Raw genomic sequence first — 18,522 nt, 5'->3', positions numbered from 1 at the left:
AAACGCCTCCGGTCACTGCGGGATGTTGGTGACCTCGACCCGGTCGCCGACCTGCAGCGAGTTGAACCAGCGCTCGGCGTTCGCGCGGGACAGCCGGACACAGCCCGCGGACTCGGTCTCGGTGTTGCCCTCGTGGAAGGCGATGCCGCCGGGGGCGAAGAAGACCGCGAACGGCATCGGCGCGTTGTTGAACTCCGCGCTGCGGTGGTCCTTGTTCTTCCACTGGACCTGGAAGACGCCGGCCGGGGTGCGCTGGCCCTTCTTCCCGAACGACGCCGGGACCGGCCCGGCCTCGATCTTCCCGTCGCGGATCAGCCACGCCGTGCTGTTCGCGAGGTCGACGCAGGCGCGCGCGGCCGCCGAGCAGGGCGTCCCCTCGGCGCGGCCCGGACCACCCCGGTCGGACGCCGTCGGCGCCGCGGACGCGGTCCCGATCATCCCGGCGGTCAGCCCGGCCAGCACCAGGGCCGCCACCGTGGCCAGGACCGTCATCACCCGGGGCCGCCGGCGGCGTCCCTCGACCTCGCGCGTCATCGCACTCCGCTCATCATCGCGGACGGTGACCGGTCGGTCACCGCCGTCTGAACGGTGGAACGAGACCGGTACCCGACCGGTTACCACCCGAAGGGTTGATCTTGTGTTTACGGCGGCATCCCCGCGGGCGTGACGGGCCCGCCGGGTCACCCGGGGCCGTCCCCGTACGATGCCGTACCGGCACGGCGCGCCCCGCGTCCTCCGCCCGGCACGGGCGGCGAGTCCGGCAGGAGGAACCGAACATGCCCGAACCCGACCGGGCCGGCACCGGTGACCGACCGGCACCCGGAACGGCGACGGTCGCAGCCGGCATCGTCCTCGCGGCGGGCGCGGGCTCGCGGATGCGGTCGTCGACACCGAAGGTGCTCCACGAGCTGGGCGGGCGCAGCATGCTCGGCCACGCGGTGCACGCACTGGCCGGTACCGCGCCCGAGCACCTCGTGGTCGTCGTCGGACACGAGCGCGAGCGGGTGGAGCAGGCCGTCGACGGCATCTCCGCCGCCCTCGGGCGCACCGCCACCACCGCCGTCCAGGAGCAGCGCCTCGGCACCGGCGACGCGGTCCGCAGCGGCCTCACCCCGCTCCCCGCGGACCTGACCGGCACCGTCCTGGTCACCTACGGCGACGTCCCGCTGCTCGACACCGCGACCCTGTCCGCGCTGGTCACCGAGCACGCCGGCCGCCGCGCCGCGGTCACCCTGCTGACCTGCGAGGTCGCCGACCCCACCGGCTACGGCCGGATCGTGCGCACCGCCGACGGAGCCGTCACCGGGATCGTCGAGCAGACCGACGCGACACCGGAGCAGCGGGCCATCGCGGAGGTCAACTCGGGCGTCTACGCCTTCGACGCCGCGTTCCTGCGCGCGGGCATCGCGGGCCTGGCCGCGCACAACGCGCAGCAGGAGCTCTATCTCACCGACCTGGTCGCCGCCGCCGTCGCCGCGGACCGGACGGTGCACGCCGTCCGCTGCGACGACGAGTGGCGCGTGCGCGGCGTGAACGACCGCGTCCAGCTCGCCGAGCTCGGCGCGGAACTGAACCGCCGCGTGCTGCGGGAGTGGATGCTGGCCGGGGTCACCGTGGTCGACCCCGCCACCACCCGTGTCGACGTCGACGTGCGGCTCGCGCGCGACGTCGTCCTGCACCCGGGCACCCAGCTGCACGGCGCGTGCGAGGTCGACGAGGCCGCGGTCATCGGGCCCGACACCACGCTGACCGACACCGTCGTCGGGGCCGGCGCGAGCGTCGTCCGCACCCACGGGTCGGGGTCCCGGATCGGGCCCGGCGCCTCGGTCGGGCCGTTCGCCTACCTGCGCCCGGGCGCCGTACTCGGCGAGCGCGGCAAGATCGGCACGTTCGTCGAGGTCAAGAACTCCGACATCGGCGCGGGCACCAAGGTCCCGCACCTGACCTACGTCGGGGACGCGACGATCGGCGAGATGAGCAACATCGGCGCCTCGTCGGTGTTCGTCAACTACGACGGCGTCCGCAAGCAGCGGACCGTCATCGGATCCCACGTGAAGACCGGGTCGGACACCATGTTCATCGCCCCGGTCACGGTCGGGGACGGCGCCTACACCGGCGCCGGGACCGTGCTCCGCGACGACGTCCCGCCGGGGGCGCTCGCGGTGTCGGGTGGAGCACAGCGCACCATCGAGGGGTGGGTGCCGCGCAAGCGGCCCGGAACCCCCGCCGCCGAGGCGGCACAGCGGGCGGGCAGCGACCCGTCCACGAACGGCACGACCAGCAACGACGGCGCAGGTCACACCACCTCCGCCGGTACGACAGACCCGAGAGACCTCAGCCGAGGAGGCACCGCACGGTGAGCGCGATCGCAGGCACTCCCAAGAAGAACATGATGCTGTTCTCGGGGAGGGCGCACCCGGAGCTCGCCGAGCACGTGGCGAAGGAGCTCGACGTCACGGTCACCCCGCAGTCGGCCTACTCCTTCGCGAACGGCGAGATCTTCTGCCGCTTCGAGGAGTCGGTCCGCGGGTCCGACGCGTTCGTGATCCAGGCGCACTCCGCCCCGATCAACGACGCCATCATGGAACAGCTGATCATGGTCGACGCGCTCAAGCGCGGGTCGGCCAAGCGGATCACCGCGGTCATGCCGTTCTGGGGCTACGCCCGCCAGGACAAGAAACACCGCGGCCGCGAGCCCATCTCGGCCCGCCTCGTCGCGGACATGTTCAAGACCGCGGGCGCCGACCGGATCCTGACCCTGGACCTGCACACCTCGCAGATCCAGGGCTTCTTCGACGGCCCCGTCGACCACCTGTTCGCGCTGCCGGTGCTCGCCCAGCACATCAAGAGCACCCGGCCGACCGACAACTTCGCGGTCGTCTCCCCCGACTCCGGCCGGGTACGCCTGGCCGAGCGCTGGGCCGAGACCCTCGGCGGGACCCCGCTGGCGTTCATCCACAAGACCCGGGACCCGCTCAAGCCGAACGAGGCCGTCGCGAACCGGGTGGTCGGTGAGATCGAGGGCCGCTGCTGCGTGGTCATCGACGACATGATCGACACCGGTGGCACCGTCGCGAAGGCGGTCGAGGTGCTGCTCAAGGAGGGCGCCTCGGACGTGATCGTGGCCGCCACCCACGGCGTGCTGTCCGGTCCGGCCACCGAGCGCCTGGCGAACTGCGGCGCGTCGGAGGTCATCTTCACCGACTCGCTGCCGATCCCGGCCGAGAAGCGGTTCGACAGCATGACCGTGCTGCCGATCGCCCCGCTGCTGGCCGAGGCGATCCACCAGGTGTTCGAGGACGGCTCGGTCACGAGCCTGTTCGACGGCAACGCCTGAGCACTGCGCACGTCCGCCGACGGCGCCCCACCCGCGGGTGGGGCGCCGTCGGTCGTTCCGCCTCAGCCCTCGGTGGCCAGCCCTGCCAGACCCGGCACCCCGGCCCGGCCGGTGGCGTCCTGCAGCCGCCGCAGCACGTCGTCGAACAGGGCCGCGTCGGAACCCAGCAGGTGCCGGTAGCGGTCCAGCACCCCGGCCGCCGCGGCGTCCCACTCCGCGAGTGCCGCGCGGCCCCGCTCGGTGGCGACGACGAGCACCCGGCGCCGGTCGACGACGTCGGGCCTGCGGTGCACGAGGTTCGCCGCGGTCATCCGGTCCACGAGCTTGGTCGCCCGCGGCGCCAGCAGCAGCGCGTGCTCGGCGACCACGCTCATCGTGCAGCCGCCGCGCGAGGCGAGCAGGCCGAGCACCCGCCACTGGTCGACGTCGGACCCGCAGCCGCGCAGGGCCTCGTCGAGCTCCTGGTCCAGGGTCCGGCCCACCGCGCAGAGCAGGCGCAGCGACTCGTCCCCGGACGGCCGCACGTGTTCCGCCGGCTCCGACATGAGCGCATCGTAACCGGACGTTTTCCGACGAGGCGCTAGGTGGGCGACGCCACGATGGATAGCGTCACCTGCATGACTCCGTTCCCGGACCCCGGGCGCGCGACGGCCGTGCCGGCGCGCGGGAGCGAGGTGCTCAACGTGGCGCTGGTCGTCCCGCTGCAGGGTCCGGCGGGCATCTTCGGCCCGTCCTGCGAGACCTGCGCGACGCTGGCCGCCGAGGAGGTCAACGCCGCGGGCGGGGTGCTCGGCCGGGAGCTGAACCTGGTGCCGGTCGACGGCGGCGCGCCACCCGCCGTCGTCGCCGCGGAGCTCGACGCGCTGGTCAGTGCCGGCGCCGTGGACGCGGTCACCGGCTGGCACATCTCGGCGGTCCGCGAGGCCGTCGCGCCCCGGATCCGCGGGCGGGTGCCCTACGCCTACACCGCCCTGTACGAGGGCGGCGAGCAGCGACCGGGGCTGTTCCTGACCGGGGAGACCCCGGACCTGCAGCTGGGCCCGTCGCTGAGCTGGTTCGCCGAGGCCGCCGGGGTGCGCCGCTGGACGATCGTCGGCGACGACTACGTGTGGCCGCGCCGGTCCGCGCAGGTCGCGACCGAGCACCTGCGCCGGATCGGCGGGACGGTCTGCGACGAGATGTACGTCCCGCTGGGCACCGAGGACTTCTCGCGCGTGCTGCTCCGGGTCGAGGCGAGCGGCTGCGACGCCGTCCTGATGCTGCTGATCGGCAACGACGCCGTCGAGTTCAACCGGGCGTTCTGCGCCGTCGGGCTGGACCGGGAGATCCTGCGGTTCAGCTCGCTGATCGAGGAGAACGTGCTGCTCGCCTCGGGCCCGGAGAACACCCGCGGCCTGCTCACCTCGGCCGGCTACTTCGAGGACCTGGCGACGGCGTCCGGGCTGGACTTCGCGGCCGCGCACGCCCACCGCTTCGGCCCGGACGCGCCGGTGCTCAACAGCCTCGGCGAGTCCTGCTACGAGGGCGTCCGGCTGCTGACCGAGCTCATGCGCCGGGCCGGGTCGCCGGAGGTCCCGGCGATGACCGCGGTCGCCGAGGGGCTGGCCTACGAGAGCCCGCGCGGAACCGTCGAGGTGCACGGGCGGCACCTGCGCCAGCAGGTGTTCCTCGCCGTCGCCGACGGGGTCGCCTGGAACGTCGTCCAGCAACTCTGACGGGTCCGTTGACACCCCGGCCCGTCGGTCGTACTTTCCCAGGAAAATATTTCCTCAGATGCATGTCGGGTCGCCCGGCGTGCCGGGAGGTACGACCGTGGCGCTCTACGTCTACCGGTGCGGGGCCGACGGCCCCGTCGAGGAACGGCACCCGATCGGCAGCGCCCCCGCGACGGCGCGCTGCCCCACCTGTGGGGAGCAGTCCCCGCGCGTCATCACCGCACCGATGCTCGGCCTCGCCGACCGCGGCCGGGTGGCCCTGATCGACCGCACCACGGCCACCGCCCACGAACCGCAGGTCGTCTCCGCCCCACCCCCGCGCCCGCTACGCCCCGGCGGGCCGCCGCTGCACCCCGCCACCCGCGGTCTGCCGCGGCCCTGACCGCGTCGACCTGCGCCGCGCCGACCGCCTCACCCCTCCGCCCCGCCCGCGTCCGCACCGACCCCGGGAGTGTCCGATGCCCAGGAACGTCTTCCCCCTCGACAGCACCAGGACCTTCACCGACCAGCAGCTGACCGGCCACAACCGGTGGCACCCCGACATCCCGGCGCAGGTCCACGTCAAGCCCGGGGACACGTTCCGGGTCGACTGCCGCGAGTGGTTCGACGGCGCCATCCACAACGACGACTCCGCCGACGACATCCTGAACGCGCCGCTGGCCGGGGTGCACGTGCTGTCCGGGCCGATCGCCGTCGACGGGGCGCAGCCGGGTGACCTGCTGATCGTCGACATCCTCGACGTCGGGCCGATCCCGCAGGAGGACTCCGGGCCGCTGGCCGGGCAGGGCTGGGGCTACACCGGCGTGTTCGCCACCCGCAACGGCGGCGGCTTCCTCACCGAGCAGTTCCCCGACGCCTACAAGGTCATCTGGGACTTCCAGGGCGGGACGGCCACCTCCCGGCACGTCCCGGGGGTGTCGTTCACCGGGATCGTCCACCCCGGGCTGATGGGGACGGCGCCGTCGCCCGAGCTGCTCGGCCGCTGGAACGCCCGCGAGCAGGCGCTGATCGACACCGACCCGGAGCGGGTGCCGCCGCTGGCCCTGCCACCGAATCCGGACTCGGCCATCCTCGGCGCGCTGACCGGCGCCGACTTCGACCGGGCCGCCGCGGAGGCCGCGCGCACCGCGCCACCCCGGGAGAACGGCGGCAACCAGGACATCAAGAACCTCACCAAGGGCAGCCGGGTGTTCTACCCGGTGTTCGTCGACGGGGCGAACCTGTCGATGGGCGACCTGCACTTCTCCCAGGGCGACGGCGAGATCACCTTCTGCGGTGCGATCGAGATGGGCGGGTTCATCGACCTGCACGTCGACGTCATCAAGGGCGGCATGGCGACCTACGGCGTGTCCGAGAACGCGATCTTCGTGCCGGGCAACACCGACCCGCAGTACAGCGAGTGGATCGCGTTCTCCGGCACCTCGGTCACCCTCGACGGCGAGCAGCGCTACCTCGACTCGCACCTGTCTTACCAGCGGGCCTGCCTGCACGCGATCGACTACCTGACGAACTTCGGCTACTCCCCGATCCAGGCCTACATGATCCTCGGGGCGGCGCCGATCGAGGGCAGGCTGTCCGGGGTCGTGGACATCCCGAACTCGTGCTCGACGGTCTACCTGCCGACCGGGATCTTCGACTTCGACGTCAAGCCCGGCAAGAACGGCCCCCACCGCATCGACCCGGGCCCCGGCGTGCCCCACTCTGTGGCCTGAGCAGCCGGTTCCGTGGTCGTCCCGGGGGGCTGGCCCCAGGACGACCACGGGCCTGGCGTAGGCTTCTCGGCATCTCCGCGGCGAGGGCGGGTGCACTCTTGACCCGCCGTGATCGACGTGGGCCGATCCCGGTCGGCTCCTCGCCGCGCGCGCCTTCCACCGCAGACAGTTCGAGGAGCAGTTCCCGTGGCCCAGACCCGCATCCCCGCCGAGACCCGGACCGAGTTCGGTAAGGGCGCCGCCCGTCGCACCCGTCGCGCCGGCAAGATCCCCGCCGTCCTCTACGGCCACGGGACCGACCCCGTCCACCTGTCGCTGCCGTCGCTGCAGTTCGCCGCGGTCGTCCGCGAGCAGGGCCGCAACGCCGTGCTGGAGCTCGACGTCGACGGCAGCAGCCCGCAGCTCGCGCTGACCAAGACCGTGGTCGTGCACCCGCTGCGCCCCTACATCGAGCACGTCGACCTGCTCGTCATCAAGCGTGGTGAGAAGGTCGAGGTCGAGCTCGACGTCGTCGTCACCGGCGAGGCCGCCCCCGGCTCGCTGGTCACCCAGGACCTCAACACCGTCCTGGTCGAGGCCGACGTGCTGAACATCCCGGAGAACATCGAGATCTCCGTGGAGGACGCCGAGATCGGCACCCAGTACTTCGCCAAGGACCTGAAGCTTCCCGGTGGCGTCGAGCTGCGCACCGACGAGGAGTACCTCGTCGTGCAGGTCGTCCCGGCCCCGACCGAGGAGGACCTCGAGGCCGAGGTCGACGCCGAGGGCGCCGGTGTGGTCGAGGAGCCGTCCGACGAGGAGCAGGCCGCCGAGGCCGAGACCGAGGGCGACTCCGCCGAGGGTTCCGCGGACTCCGAGGGCGACTCCGAGTCCTCCGACAAGTGAGCCCCGTGCCGGGGCCGGCTCTCGTCGTCGGACTCGGGAACCCGGGTCCGGACTACGAGGGCACCCGGCACAACGTCGGTACCCGCGTCGCCGCACTGCTGGCGACGCGGGCCGGCGCCGGCCGGTTCTCCGCGCACAAGCGGTCGAACTCCGACATCGCGCAGGGCCGGCTCGCCGGTCGCCCGGTGACCCTGGCCGTCCCCCGGACGTACATGAACCTCTCGGGTGGCCCGGTCGCCGGGCTCGTGCAGTACTTCTCGATCCCGCCGACCGAGGTGATCGTCGTCCACGACGAGCTGGACCTCGACTTCGGCGTGGTCCGCCTCAAGCGCGGTGGTGGCGAGGGCGGGCACAACGGCCTGCGCTCGATCAGCAAGGCGCTCGGCACGAAGGACTACCTGCGCGTGCGGTTCGGCATCGGCCGGCCGCCGGGTCGCCAGGATCCGGCGGACTACGTGCTCAAGCGGTTCTCCGGCGTGGAGAACAAGGAGCTCGACCTCGGTCTGGACCTCGCCGCGGACGCCGCCGAGGCCCTGCTGTCCGAGGGCCTGGAGCCGGCGCAGAACCGGTTCCACCCGCTGTCGGGCTGAGCCCCGCCCTCCACGGGAGCCCCGGTCCCTCGCAGGGACCGGGGCTCCCGTGCGTCCGGGTCAGCGGCGGGCGGTGAGCAGGTCCGCCGTCGCGGCGCGGCGCAGCTTCCCCGACGGCGTCTTCGGCAGGCTCCCCGGCGCCAGCACGGCGACCTCGGCCGGCCGCACCCCCACCGCGGAGACGACGCGGCGGATCACGTCGTCGCGGATGGCACGCACCGCCTCGGGGCCGTCGGCCCCCTTCGCCTCGACGGCGACGGCGAACGACTCCCGGTGCCGCCCGTCACCTGCCGGGATCCGGACCGCGACGACGTTGCCCGCGCGCACGCCCTCGACCGCACCGGCGGCCCGCTCGATGTCGGTCGGGTAGATGTTGCGCCCACCCATGATGATCACGTCCTTGGTGCGGCCGCACACGACGACGGCGCCGTCGGGGGTCAGGTAGCCCTCGTCGCCGGTGTCGAACCAGCCGTCGCGGTCCTGGGTGGACACCGGGCCGTCGACGGTGAGGTAGCCGGGCGTCACGGCGTCGCCGCGCAGGTGCAGCACCCCGACCTCCCGGGGGCCCAGCACGTGACCGCCGCTGCCGACGACCTTCACCTCGATCCCGGGCAGCGGCGGTCCGAGCTCGGGGAACTCCCGCGCCGGACCGGTGCCCGCGGGCTCGGCGCGCCGGTGCGTCTCCAGGGACTCGGCGTCGACCCGGTCCACCGTCAGCCCGGTGTGGACGGGCGCGAAGGACACCCCGAGCGCGGTCTCCGCCATCCCGTAGGCACACAGCACCGACTCCGGTCGCAGCCCGAAGCGGGCACCGGCGTCGGTGAACGCCGCGACGGCCGCCGGGTCCACCGGCTCGGCGCCGTTGAGCGCCAGCCGCAGCGAGGAGAGGTCGAGCGCGCCGTCGTCGACCCGGGCGAGCTGGCGGGCCAGCACGGCGTAGGCGAAGTTCGGGGCCGCGGTGACGGTGCCGCCGTAGGACGAGATCAGCTCGGCCCACAGCCGCGGGCGGCCCAGGAAGTCCGCGGGGGTGACGGTGACCAGGTCCAGCCCGACCGTCATGGGGACGGTCAGGAACCCGACCATCCCCATGTCGTGGAACAGCGGCAGCCACGACACCATCCGGTCGGTCGCGACGTCCAGAGCGGACGCGGTCACCATGGCGCCGATGTTGGCGTGCAGGTTCGCGTGGGTGATCCGCACGGCCTTCGGGGCGGCGGTCGAACCGCTCGTGAGCTGCAGCAGCGCGGTGTCGTCCTCGTCGGCGACGGCGGCGTCCGCGACGAACGCGGCGGGGTCGCCGGTCAGCGAGTCGAGCATCCGGAACGGGACGCCCCGCTCGGTCAGCACCGGAGCGAGCGCGTCGAAGGGCGGGCCGAGCAGCACCATCGCGGCGTCGACCATGCCCAGGGTGGTCACGGTGTCGGCGGCCCACTCGGCGAGGTCGGTGCGCGGGGTCGGCTGGTGCAGCATCGTCACGCTGCCGCCGCACAGCCACACCGCCTGCGCGGCGGGGGCGATCGCCGCGGGCTCGCCGGCCAGCACCCCGACGGCGCCGCCGAAGGGCAGGGCAGGGCCGCCGTCCTCGCCGGGGCGTCGCAGGGCGTCCGCGATCCCGCGGGCCGTCTCGTGCACCTCCGCCCAGGAACGCCGCACGGGCTCGCGCGGCTCCCCCGTCGTCATCCCACGGGCGAGCCCGCCGGGAACGGTCGCGGACTCCAGCAACGTCGCCAGGAATCGGGACATGGGCCCGAATGTAGCGACGAACCGCCCGTGCGGGGCGGCACGATCGACGACCGGCCGTACGCGACGCGCCGCGGCGTAGCATCCGGGCGCATGGCCGAGCCGCACACCGACCCCGCTCCCGCCGACCTCTCCGCCGCCGTCGACGCCGTCCTCCCGGGCGCGCGCACGGACCTCGAGGCGCTGGTCCGCATCCCGAGCATCTGGGCCGACCCGGCACACGCCGAGGACACCCGCCGCTCCGCGGACGCCGTCGCGACGCTGGCCCGCGACGCGGGCGCCGCCTCGGTCGAGATCCTCTCCGCCGACGGCGGGGCCCCGGCCGTCGTCGCGCACTGGCCCGCACCCGAGGGCATGCCGACGGTCATGCTCTACGCCCACCACGACGTCCAGCCCACCGGCGGCGACGACGAGTGGAGCAGCCCGCCGTTCGAGCCGACCGAGCGCGACGGGCGGCTCTACGGCCGTGGCGCCGCCGACGACAAGGCCGGCGTCATGACCCACCTCGCCGTGCTCCGCGCCTACGAGGGACGGCCGCCGGTCGGGGTCGTGCTGTTCATCGAGGGCGAGGAGGAGTCCGGTTCCCCCACGCTGACCGCGCTCCTGGCCGAGCACCGCGAGAAGCTCTCCGCCGACGTCATCGTGATCGCCGACGCCGCCAACCCGGCCGTCGACGTGCCGGCGCTGACCACCAGCCTGCGCGGCCTGGTCGACGTCGTCGTCGAGGTGTCGATGCTGGAGCGCCCGGTGCACTCCGGGGTCTACGGCGGCCCGGTCGGGGACGCGCTGACCGCGCTGTGCCGCACCCTGGCCACCCTGCACGACGACAAGGGCGAGGTCGCCGTCCCCGGCCTGGTGCGCGGCAGCTCCGACGCGCCCGACCCGGACGACGCCACCTACCGCTCCGACGCGGGCCTGCTCGACGGCGTCGAACTGCTCGGCACCGGCTCGATCCCGGACCGCGTCAACCACGCGCCCGCCGTCGCCGTGCTGGGGATCGACGCGCCCAAGGTCGCCGAGGCCTCGAACGTGCTGCTCCCCCGCGCCCGCGCGATGGTCAGCATGCGGCTGGCCCCCGGGCAGGACGCCCGCGAGGCCCAGCGCGCTCTGGCGGAGCACCTGGAGGGCAGCGTCCCGTGGGGAGCGCACGTGTCGGTGACGCCCGGCCACGGCGTCGCCGAGCCGTTCAGCCTGTCCTCGACCGGCGAGGTCTACGACCACGCCCGCGCCGCGTTCTCCGCCGCCTACGGCAACGACGCCGTCGAGACCGGCATCGGCGGCTCGATCCCGTTCATCGCGGAGTTCGCGCGGACCTTCCCGGGCGCGGCGGTGCTGGTCACCGGGGTCGGGGACCCGGCCAGCCGCTGGCACGGCATCGACGAGAGCCTGCACCTGGGCATGTTCGGGCGCGGGGTGCTGGCGGAGGCCCTGCTGCTGGACCGGCTGGCCGGGGGGGCGTGACCGTCCGGCCCGACGGGTACCCGGGGGTCATGAAGTTCGGTATCGCAACGTTCGTGACCGACGAGGGCATCCGTCCCGGGCCGCTGGGCCGGGCGCTGGAGGAACGCGGTTTCGACTCGGTGTTCCTCGCCGAGCACTCGCACATCCCCACCAGCAGGGAGTCGCCCTACCCCGGCGGGGGCGACCTGCCGCGGGTGTACTACCGCACCCTCGACCCGTTCGTCGCGCTCACCGCGATGGCGGGGACGACCACCGACCTGCTCCTGGGCACCGGGATCGCGCTCCTGCCGCAGCGCGACATCATCCACACCGCCAAGCAGACCGCCAGCCTCGACCTGGTGTCCGGCGGACGGCTGCTGTTCGGCGTCGGCGCGGGGTGGAACCGCGAGGAGATGCGCAACCACGGCGTCGACCCGAGGACCCGGGGACCACTGATGACCGAGCAGCTGCACGCGCTGCGGGCGCTGTGGACCGAGGACGAGGCCGAGTTCCACGGCGACCACCTCGACGTCGAGCGGTCCTTCTCCTGGCCCAAGCCGGTGCGCACCCCGCCGATCTACCTGGGCGGGGAGAGCGAGGCCGCGCTGAACCGGCTCGCCGAGGTCGGCGACGGCTGGCTCCCGCGCGGGCACACCTCCTTCGACGAGATCCGCCGCGTCCGTGACGACCTCGCCGAGCGGGGCAAGCCGGACGTGCCGACCACGGTGTTCGGCGGGGAGCCGGACCCGGATGTCGTCGCGGGGTACGCCGAGGCGGGCGTCGAGCGGGTCACCTTCCTGCTCCCGACACTGCCCGAGTCCGAGACCCTCGCGAAGCTCGACGAGCTGGCGAAGGTGGTCACGGCGTCCGGCTGAGTGCCCCCAGCACCAGCGCGGTGAGCGCCTCCGGGGCGTCGAGCTGGATCAGGTGCCCTGCCCCGGGCACCAGGTGCAGCTCGGCCCCCGGTACCGCTGCGGTCAACCGGTGCGCGCGGTCGACCGGTATCCAGGTGTCCTCGGTGCCCCACACCACCCGCACCGGCAGGTCCAGCTCGCCGTAGCGCGGCTCGACCTCGTCGGTGAAGCGCTGGTCGGCCTGCGCGATCTGGCGGTAGAACGCGGCCGCACCCCGCTCGCCCAACCACGGCCCGACCAGCGCGTCCTCGTCGGCGGGCCGCAGGGGCCGGTGCGCGGCACCCCGCACGTAGGCCCGGACGAGGGCCTCGTGCAGCGGCCCCGGCAGCGCCGCGAACACCTCGGCGTTCTCCCGCACCAGCCGGAAGAACGGCGAGCCCCACGGGGCGAGCGCGACGACGTCGACCAGCGTCAGCGACCGGTAGGCCGCGCCGTGCAGCAGGTGCGCACGCAGGGCGACGGCGCCGCCGTAGTCGTGGGCGACGACGTGCGGCGGCTCGGGCAGGTCCCACTGCTCGAGCAGCCCGGCCAACACCCGGCCCTGTACGCCGAGCGAGACGTCCGCGCTGTGCCCGGACGCCCCGTAGCCCGGCATGTCCCACAGCAGGACCCGGTGCGACCCGGCCACCGCCGCGGCGATCGGCGCCCACAGCCACGACGACCAGGGGGTGCCGTGGCAGAACACCACCGGCGGTCCCGAGCCCCGTGCGGTCCAGCGCACCCGGTGACCGTCCACGACGAACTCGTCATCCAGTTCCACGGTCCCACCGTGCCACGACACCCCGACATCGTTCCGGGGCACAATGACCATGATGTCGATCCGGCTGCTCGGCCCGCATCGCGGTGACAGCCGCGGGCGGCGGACTCACCGCCACGAGCCCGGTCCCGTCGCCACCCCCCGACTGTGGCGACGGAACCGGCCCGTCTCTCCCCCCGCGCCCCGGCGAGGCTCCCCAGCCCGCCGTGACGCGAGTACGACGGTATCCGCGCACCCGGGGGCCGCGGATCGGTCGAACTACTGATTTCTTACCCGGGGTCTCTCCTACCTGGGTAGGAGAGACCCCTCATCCCTCGGCGCGCTCGGCGGCCTCGAACCACTCCAGCTCGACGCTCTCGCGCTCGGCGACGACGGCCTTCAGCTCCCGGTCCAGCTCCATCAGCCGGCCGGGCTCGGTGGCGGCCTCGGCGAGCCGGGCGTGCAGCTTCTCCTCCTGCGCGGTGAGCTGCCCCATCCGTCGTTCCAGGCGCTGGGCGTCCTTGCGGGCGGCCCGCTGCTCCGCGGCGCTCGCCTTCGGCCCGGCCGCCTGTGCGACGGGCGCACCGGCCGGTACCGGCGCGGTCGGTGCGGCCCCGGCAGGGCCGTGGCCGGTGGCGGCACGGCGGGTCAGGTACTCGCCGATCCCGCCGGGCAGGTGGGTGAGGTGTCCGTCGCCGAACAGGGCGACGACCTGGTCGCAGACCCGCTCGGTGAGGTAACGGTCGTGGCTGACGACCACCAGGGTGCCCGGCCAGCCGTCGAGGAGGTCCTCCAGCCCGGCGAGGGTGTCGACGTCCAGGTCGTTGGTGGGCTCGTCGAGCAGCAGGACGTTGGGCTCGTCCATCAGCAGCCGGGTCAGCTGCAACCGCCGTCGCTCGCCACCGGACAGGCGTCCGACCGGGGTCCATTGGCGGGCCGCGGGGAACCCGAGCCGCTCCAGTACCTGCGACGCGGTCATCTCCTGCTTGCCGAACCGCACGTACTTGGCGACGGCCTCGGTGGCCTCCAGCACGCGCATCTCGGCGGGCAGGTCGACGAGCTCCTGCGACAGCTGCGCCATCTTCACGGTGCTGCCCTGGACACGCCGGCCCGAGTCGAGCGCGCGTTCCCCGGACAGGGCACGCAGCAGCGTCGTCTTGCCGGAGCCGTTGACCCCGACGATGCCCACCCGGTCGCCCGGGCCGAGCCGCCAGGTCACGTCGTCGAGCAGGATGCGCCCGGCGACGGAGACGGTCGCGTCCTCCAGCTCCAGCACGGTGCGCCCGAGCCGGTTGGTCGCGAACGCCATCAGCTCGACGGTGTCGCGCGGCGCGGGCACGTCGGCGATCAGGGCCTCCGCGGCCTCGATCCGGTAGCGGGGCTTCGAGGTCCGGGCGGGCGGGCCGCGGCGCAGCCAGGCCAGCTCCTTGCGGGCCAGGTTGCGGCGGCGCTGCTCGGCGGCGTCGGCCTGCCTGCCGCGCTCGGCGCGGGCGTAGACCCAGTCGGCGTAGCCACCGGTGTAGGACTCGACGCGCCCGTTCGCGACCTCCCAGGTCCGGGTGCAGACGGTGTCGAGGAACCAGCGGTCGTGGGTGACGACGACGAGTGCGATCCGCCGCGCCGTCAGGTGCGTCGCGAGCCAGCCGATGCCCTCGACGTCGAGGTGGTTGGTGGGCTCGTCGAGGACGACGAGGTCGAGCTCCCCGATCAGCGCCGCGGCGAGCGCGACCCGGCGCTTCTCGCCGCCGGACAGGCCGTCGGTGGGCCGCTCGATGTCGGAGATGGCGAGCCCGTCGAGGACGTCGCGAACCCGGGCGTCGGCGGCCCACTCGTGGTCGGCGCCGTACTCGGCGAGGACTATGTCGCGCACCGTCGACCCGGCCGGGAAGCGGTCGTGCTGCACCAGGTGCGCCATCCGCAGGCCCCCGAGGCGGCTGACCCGGCCGCCCTCGACTGGCCGATCGCCGGTGATCACGTCGAGCAGGGTCGACTTCCCGCCGCCGTTGAGGCCGACGACGCCGATCCGGTCGCCGCGCTCGACACCGAGCGAGACGCCGTCGAGCAGGACACGGCTGGCGTCACCGGGCACGTGCGCGGTGACGTTCTCCAGGTTGAGCAGGTTCTCGGGCAACTACGTCTCCACCGTCGGGAAGGTCAGGCACGGACCGGGGGCCACGAGCCGGAGCTCGAGGGACCGCCGCGGTCGGGGGGGTGGTCGCCGCCGGTCTCGGAGGTGTCGACGATGCGGGCGCCGCCGGCCGGGCCGTGGGCGACCCGCACCGTCCGGCACACCCCCATGCCGGCGAGCTCGGTCGCGACCTCGACGGCCGAGTCGGCGTCGGCGCACAGGAACGCGCAGGTCGGCCCGGACCCGGACACCAGCCCGGCGAGCGCGCCGGAGTTGACCCCGGCCCGCAGGGTGCGGCGCAGGTCCGGGGCCATCGAGACGGCGGCCACCTGCAGGTCGTTGCCCAGGTTGAGCGCGAGCCGCCGCGGGTCCCCGGAGGACAGTGCCTCCAGGACGGGCTCGACCGGCCGCTCGGCGATCGGGCCGTCGCCGCGCAGCCGGTCCAGCTCGGAGAACACCGCCGGTGTGGACAGCCCGCCGCGGGCAAGCGCGATCACCCAGTGCAGCCGGTGCCGGGCGAGCACGGGGATGATCTTCTCGCCGCGGCCGGTGCCGAGCGCGGTGCCGCCGTGCAGGCCGAACGTGACGTCCGATCCGAGCTCGGCGGCCAGCTCGGCCAGCTCGTCGCGGCCCAGCTCCAGCCGCCACAGCGACGACAGCGCGACGAGTGTGCCCGCCGCGTCCGCGGAGCCGCCCGCCATGCCGCCCGCGACCGGAATGCCCTTGCGCAGGGTCACCCGCACGTCCGGGGCGCGCCCGGCCTTCTCCGCGAGCAGCTCGACCGCTCGCCAGGCCAGGTTGGTGGCGTCCAGCGGCACCTCGGCGACGCCGTCGCCGTGCACCTCCAGCGCGGGCTCCTGCGCCTGCTCGACCGAGATCTCGTCGAACAGGCTGACGGCGTGGAACACCGTGACGAGGTCGTGGAAGCCGTCCGGCCGCACCCCGCCCACGGCGAGGTGCAGGTTGATCTTCGCGGGAACCCGGACGGTGACCGGTCGCGGCACGGCGGACAGCACCGCTCAACCCTACGGGCAGCACGGGACGGGCCGCCGCCGCCCGGCATCCGGGGTGGCCGGGCTCACCGGTCCGGCCGGGCCGGCCGCACTGCCCGGTCCGGCCGGCCGGGCCCCGGCGGACCGACCTCGGCCGATCCGACCCCGGTGGCGCGGCACCGGGTGACGCGGCAGGTCGATCAGCCCGGTCGCGGGCACCCGTCCCCTTCCGAGTTCGCTTACCCGGTAAGCGAACTCGGAGAACCGGCACCCGCGCGATCCGACGGGCAGGACAGCGCCGCCGGTGGGACGGCCAACGCCCGCCCCACCCGACACCGCCCCCCCCTACCCACCGCCGCCCGATCTCCCACCGTCGACACCGGGATCGTCCCCACCGATACCGTCTCTCCGGCGAATTCGCTTACCGGGTAAGCGAATTCGCACACCAGGCATCCGCGACCGCCCGGTGCGGACCGCCGCCTGACCGATCAGCCGGCCCACCGCCGACGCCCGCTCCCGGAGGAGGCGTCCGCTCCCGGAGGAGGAGCTACCGGGTGAGTGACTCCGCGGAGCCGGTGCGCTCCGCGGCCGCGCGGCGTTCGACCAGGTGGCGCGGCGTCGCGAAGCAGGCGACGGCCACGAACCCGATCACCAGCACGACCGCGGGCAGCAGCATCGACTGGGCCATCGCCGTCGCGAAGGGGTCGCGGAGCACCTCGGGCAGCGGGCCGCCGGTCGCGGCGACCTCCGGGGAGCCGCCGATCGCCGACGCGCCCGGGACGAGCGCGGCGATCCGCGACTCCATGAGCACCGCGATGCCCGCACTGCCGAGCACCGCGCCGACCTGACGGGTCGTGTTGTAGACACCCGACCCGGATCCGGCCTGGTCCATCGGCAGGTTACGGGTGGCGCTGGTGGAGATCGGCGCCCAGACGCAGGAGTTGGAGATGCCGAGCAGGGTGAGCGGCAGCAGCAGCTGCCAGACCGGGGTGTCCGGGCCCATCACCCACGCCAGCCAGGCCAGCGCGATGACGAACGTCGACATCCCGAAGCCGCCGATCAGCCGCGGGTGGACGCGGTCGGTCAGCCGACCGGTGTACGGCGCGAGCGCGCCGGAGAAGATCGCCAGTGGCGCGAGCAGCAGCGCGGCCTGGGTCGGGGTGAAGCCGCGCACGCTCTGCGCGTAGATCATCAGCGGGAAGCCCTGCGCGGTGATCGCGAAGCCGACGGTGCAGATCGCGATGTTGGCCAGCGAGAAGTTGCGGTCCCGGAACAGGCGCAGCGTGACCAGCGGCTCGCTGGTGGTGACCCGCTGCCACCACACGAACGCGACCAGCACGACGACGCCGCTGCCGATCAGCGCCCAGATCCCCGCACTCCAGCCGAACTTCTGGCCCTCCTGGATACCGAAGACCAGCAGGAACATGCCCGCGGCGGACAGCACCACACCGACGACGTCGAACCGGCGGCGCGAGGTCTCGAGCGAGGGCACCAGCCGCCAGGCGGCGACGAAGGCGATCACCCCGACCGGGACGTTCACGAAGAAGATCCACTCCCAGCCGAGGCCGCCGACGAGGAGCCCGCCGACGATCGGCCCGGTGAGCGTCGCGACGCCGGCGACGGCGCCCCACAGGCTCATCGCGCGACCGCGCTGGGCCGCCGGGAAGGTCCGGGTGATGACGGCCATGGTCTGCGGCGTCATCATCGCGGCGCCGAAACCCTGGGCGACCCGCGCGACGATCAGGGCGCCGACGGTCGTCGTGAGCCCGCACCACAGCGAGGCCAGGGTGAACACCGCGAGCCCGCACAGGTAGACGCGCTTGGGCCCGAACCGGTCCCCCAGCCGCCCGGTGACCAGCAGCGGGACGACGTAGGCGAGCAGATAGGCGCTGGTCACCCAGACCACGGAGTTGACGTCGGCGTCCAGCGCGGTCAGGAGCGCGGGCGTCGCGACGGTGACGATGGTGGCGTCGACCAGGATCATGAAGAACCCGATCACCAGCGCCCACAGCGCGGGCCACGGGTTCGTCCCGTCGGCGCTGACCACCTGTTCCCTCGACCGCGTCACCACGCCATCATGCGCTGCCCCCGGCACGGTCCGGTCAGGCGGGAGGGTGCCCAGCGGGGCGGTTCCGGGCGATCCGGGCGAAGTCGGACACCGCCAGGGTCTCGGCGCGGGCAGTGGGGTCGACCCCCGCGGCGCGCAGGGCCTGTTCGGCCGCCGCGGCCGAGCCGGCCCAGCCCGACAGCGCTCCCCGCAGCACCTTGCGGCGCTGGGCGAAGGCCGCGTCGACGACCGCGAAGGTCGCCGCCCGGTCGGCGTCGGCGGGCGG

The 18,522-nt window shown here is 73.9% G+C and carries 16 protein-coding genes and 1 pseudogene; 9 read left to right on the top strand and 8 right to left on the bottom strand.

What is annotated here, in order from left to right; all coding sequences use genetic code 11:
- Positions 1-12: 12 nt before the first annotated feature.
- Positions 13-534, bottom strand: a complete 522-nt coding sequence (locus GTW08_RS17155) for a L,D-transpeptidase (RefSeq protein ID WP_100879598.1) — start codon at positions 532-534, stop codon at positions 13-15.
- Between the two features lie 242 nt (positions 535-776).
- Between GTW08_RS17155 and glmU the strand changes: the two genes are divergently transcribed.
- Entirely contained in the window at positions 777-2,360 is a 1,584-nt protein-coding gene (gene glmU / locus GTW08_RS17150) for a bifunctional UDP-N-acetylglucosamine diphosphorylase/glucosamine-1-phosphate N-acetyltransferase GlmU (RefSeq protein WP_083658992.1), read from the top strand.
- On the top strand, positions 2,357-3,337 hold the full coding sequence (locus GTW08_RS17145) for a ribose-phosphate diphosphokinase (RefSeq protein WP_073577627.1): 981 nt from the start codon (positions 2,357-2,359) through the stop codon (positions 3,335-3,337). Before glmU ends, GTW08_RS17145 begins: the two co-directional genes overlap by 4 nt.
- Before the next feature lie 62 nt (positions 3,338-3,399).
- On the opposite strand, the gene GTW08_RS17140 is transcribed toward GTW08_RS17145, so the two are convergent.
- Positions 3,400-3,882 (bottom strand): MarR family winged helix-turn-helix transcriptional regulator, encoded by a 483-nt coding sequence (locus tag GTW08_RS17140; protein WP_083658991.1) that lies wholly within the window; start codon positions 3,880-3,882, stop codon positions 3,400-3,402.
- Between the two features lie 72 nt (positions 3,883-3,954).
- Here GTW08_RS17140 and GTW08_RS17135 point away from each other — a divergent pair, with 72 nt between their 5' ends.
- The 5 genes from GTW08_RS17135 to pth all read left to right on the top strand — a co-directional run bounded on the left by GTW08_RS17135 (position 3,955) and on the right by pth (position 8,239).
- On the top strand, positions 3,955-5,052 hold the full coding sequence (locus GTW08_RS17135) for a substrate-binding domain-containing protein (RefSeq protein WP_073577626.1): 1,098 nt from the start codon (positions 3,955-3,957) through the stop codon (positions 5,050-5,052).
- Positions 5,053-5,149: 97 nt separating this feature from the next.
- Positions 5,150-5,434 carry a zinc ribbon domain-containing protein gene (locus tag GTW08_RS17130; RefSeq protein WP_083658990.1) on the top strand — a complete coding sequence of 95 codons (285 nt, stop codon included), beginning with the start codon at positions 5,150-5,152 and terminating at the stop codon, positions 5,432-5,434.
- A 76-nt stretch (positions 5,435-5,510) separates the two neighbouring features.
- Complete coding sequence (gene fmdA, locus GTW08_RS17125) at positions 5,511-6,764, top strand: formamidase (RefSeq protein WP_073577624.1); 1,254 nt, start codon at positions 5,511-5,513, stop codon at positions 6,762-6,764.
- A 186-nt stretch (positions 6,765-6,950) separates the two neighbouring features.
- A complete protein-coding gene (locus tag GTW08_RS17120; RefSeq protein ID WP_073577623.1) occupies positions 6,951-7,649 on the top strand; it encodes a 50S ribosomal protein L25/general stress protein Ctc in 699 nt (232 codons plus the stop codon).
- Complete coding sequence (gene pth, locus GTW08_RS17115; RefSeq protein WP_073577622.1) at positions 7,646-8,239, top strand: aminoacyl-tRNA hydrolase; 594 nt, start codon at positions 7,646-7,648, stop codon at positions 8,237-8,239. Before GTW08_RS17120 ends, pth begins: the two co-directional genes overlap by 4 nt.
- Before the next feature lie 60 nt (positions 8,240-8,299).
- Here pth and GTW08_RS17110 read toward each other — a convergent pair whose 3' ends face one another.
- Positions 8,300-9,982, bottom strand: coding sequence for a fatty acyl-AMP ligase (locus tag GTW08_RS17110; RefSeq protein ID WP_073577621.1), 1,683 nt, complete (start codon positions 9,980-9,982; stop codon positions 8,300-8,302).
- A gap of 90 nt (positions 9,983-10,072) precedes the next feature.
- Here GTW08_RS17110 and GTW08_RS17105 point away from each other — a divergent pair, with 90 nt between their 5' ends.
- A complete protein-coding gene (locus GTW08_RS17105) occupies positions 10,073-11,440 on the top strand; it encodes a dipeptidase (protein ID WP_073577795.1) in 1,368 nt (455 codons plus the stop codon).
- A gap of 29 nt (positions 11,441-11,469) precedes the next feature.
- Complete coding sequence (locus tag GTW08_RS17100; protein ID WP_073577794.1) at positions 11,470-12,294, top strand: LLM class F420-dependent oxidoreductase; 825 nt, start codon at positions 11,470-11,472, stop codon at positions 12,292-12,294.
- Here the strand turns inward: GTW08_RS17100 and GTW08_RS17095 are convergent.
- The 5 genes and pseudogenes from GTW08_RS17095 to GTW08_RS17075 all read right to left on the bottom strand — a co-directional run.
- Positions 12,278-13,093, bottom strand: a complete 816-nt coding sequence (locus GTW08_RS17095) for an alpha/beta fold hydrolase (RefSeq protein ID WP_073577793.1) — start codon at positions 13,091-13,093, stop codon at positions 12,278-12,280. The two genes, GTW08_RS17100 and GTW08_RS17095, sit on opposite strands and share 17 nt — an antisense overlap.
- Before the next feature lie 304 nt (positions 13,094-13,397).
- Positions 13,398-15,200, bottom strand: coding sequence for an ABC-F family ATP-binding cassette domain-containing protein (locus tag GTW08_RS17090; protein WP_073577620.1), 1,803 nt, complete (start codon positions 15,198-15,200; stop codon positions 13,398-13,400).
- 23 nt (positions 15,201-15,223) lie between these two features.
- Complete coding sequence (locus GTW08_RS17085; protein WP_073577619.1) at positions 15,224-16,213, bottom strand: 4-(cytidine 5'-diphospho)-2-C-methyl-D-erythritol kinase; 990 nt, start codon at positions 16,211-16,213, stop codon at positions 15,224-15,226.
- A 523-nt stretch (positions 16,214-16,736) separates the two neighbouring features.
- Positions 16,737-18,257, bottom strand: coding sequence for a DHA2 family efflux MFS transporter permease subunit (locus GTW08_RS17080; RefSeq protein WP_304580198.1), 1,521 nt, complete (start codon positions 18,255-18,257; stop codon positions 16,737-16,739).
- 34 nt (positions 18,258-18,291) lie between these two features.
- Positions 18,292-18,522: pseudogene (locus GTW08_RS17075) on the bottom strand (16S rRNA (adenine(1518)-N(6)/adenine(1519)-N(6))-dimethyltransferase); the annotation flags it as partial.

This window comes from Pseudonocardia sp. SID8383 (assembly GCF_009864975.1).
GTDB lineage: Bacteria > Actinomycetota > Actinomycetes > Mycobacteriales > Pseudonocardiaceae > Pseudonocardia > Pseudonocardia alni.
Note: the sequence above shows the minus strand (reverse complement) of the source record. Positions and strands in the feature narration are given on the sequence as shown.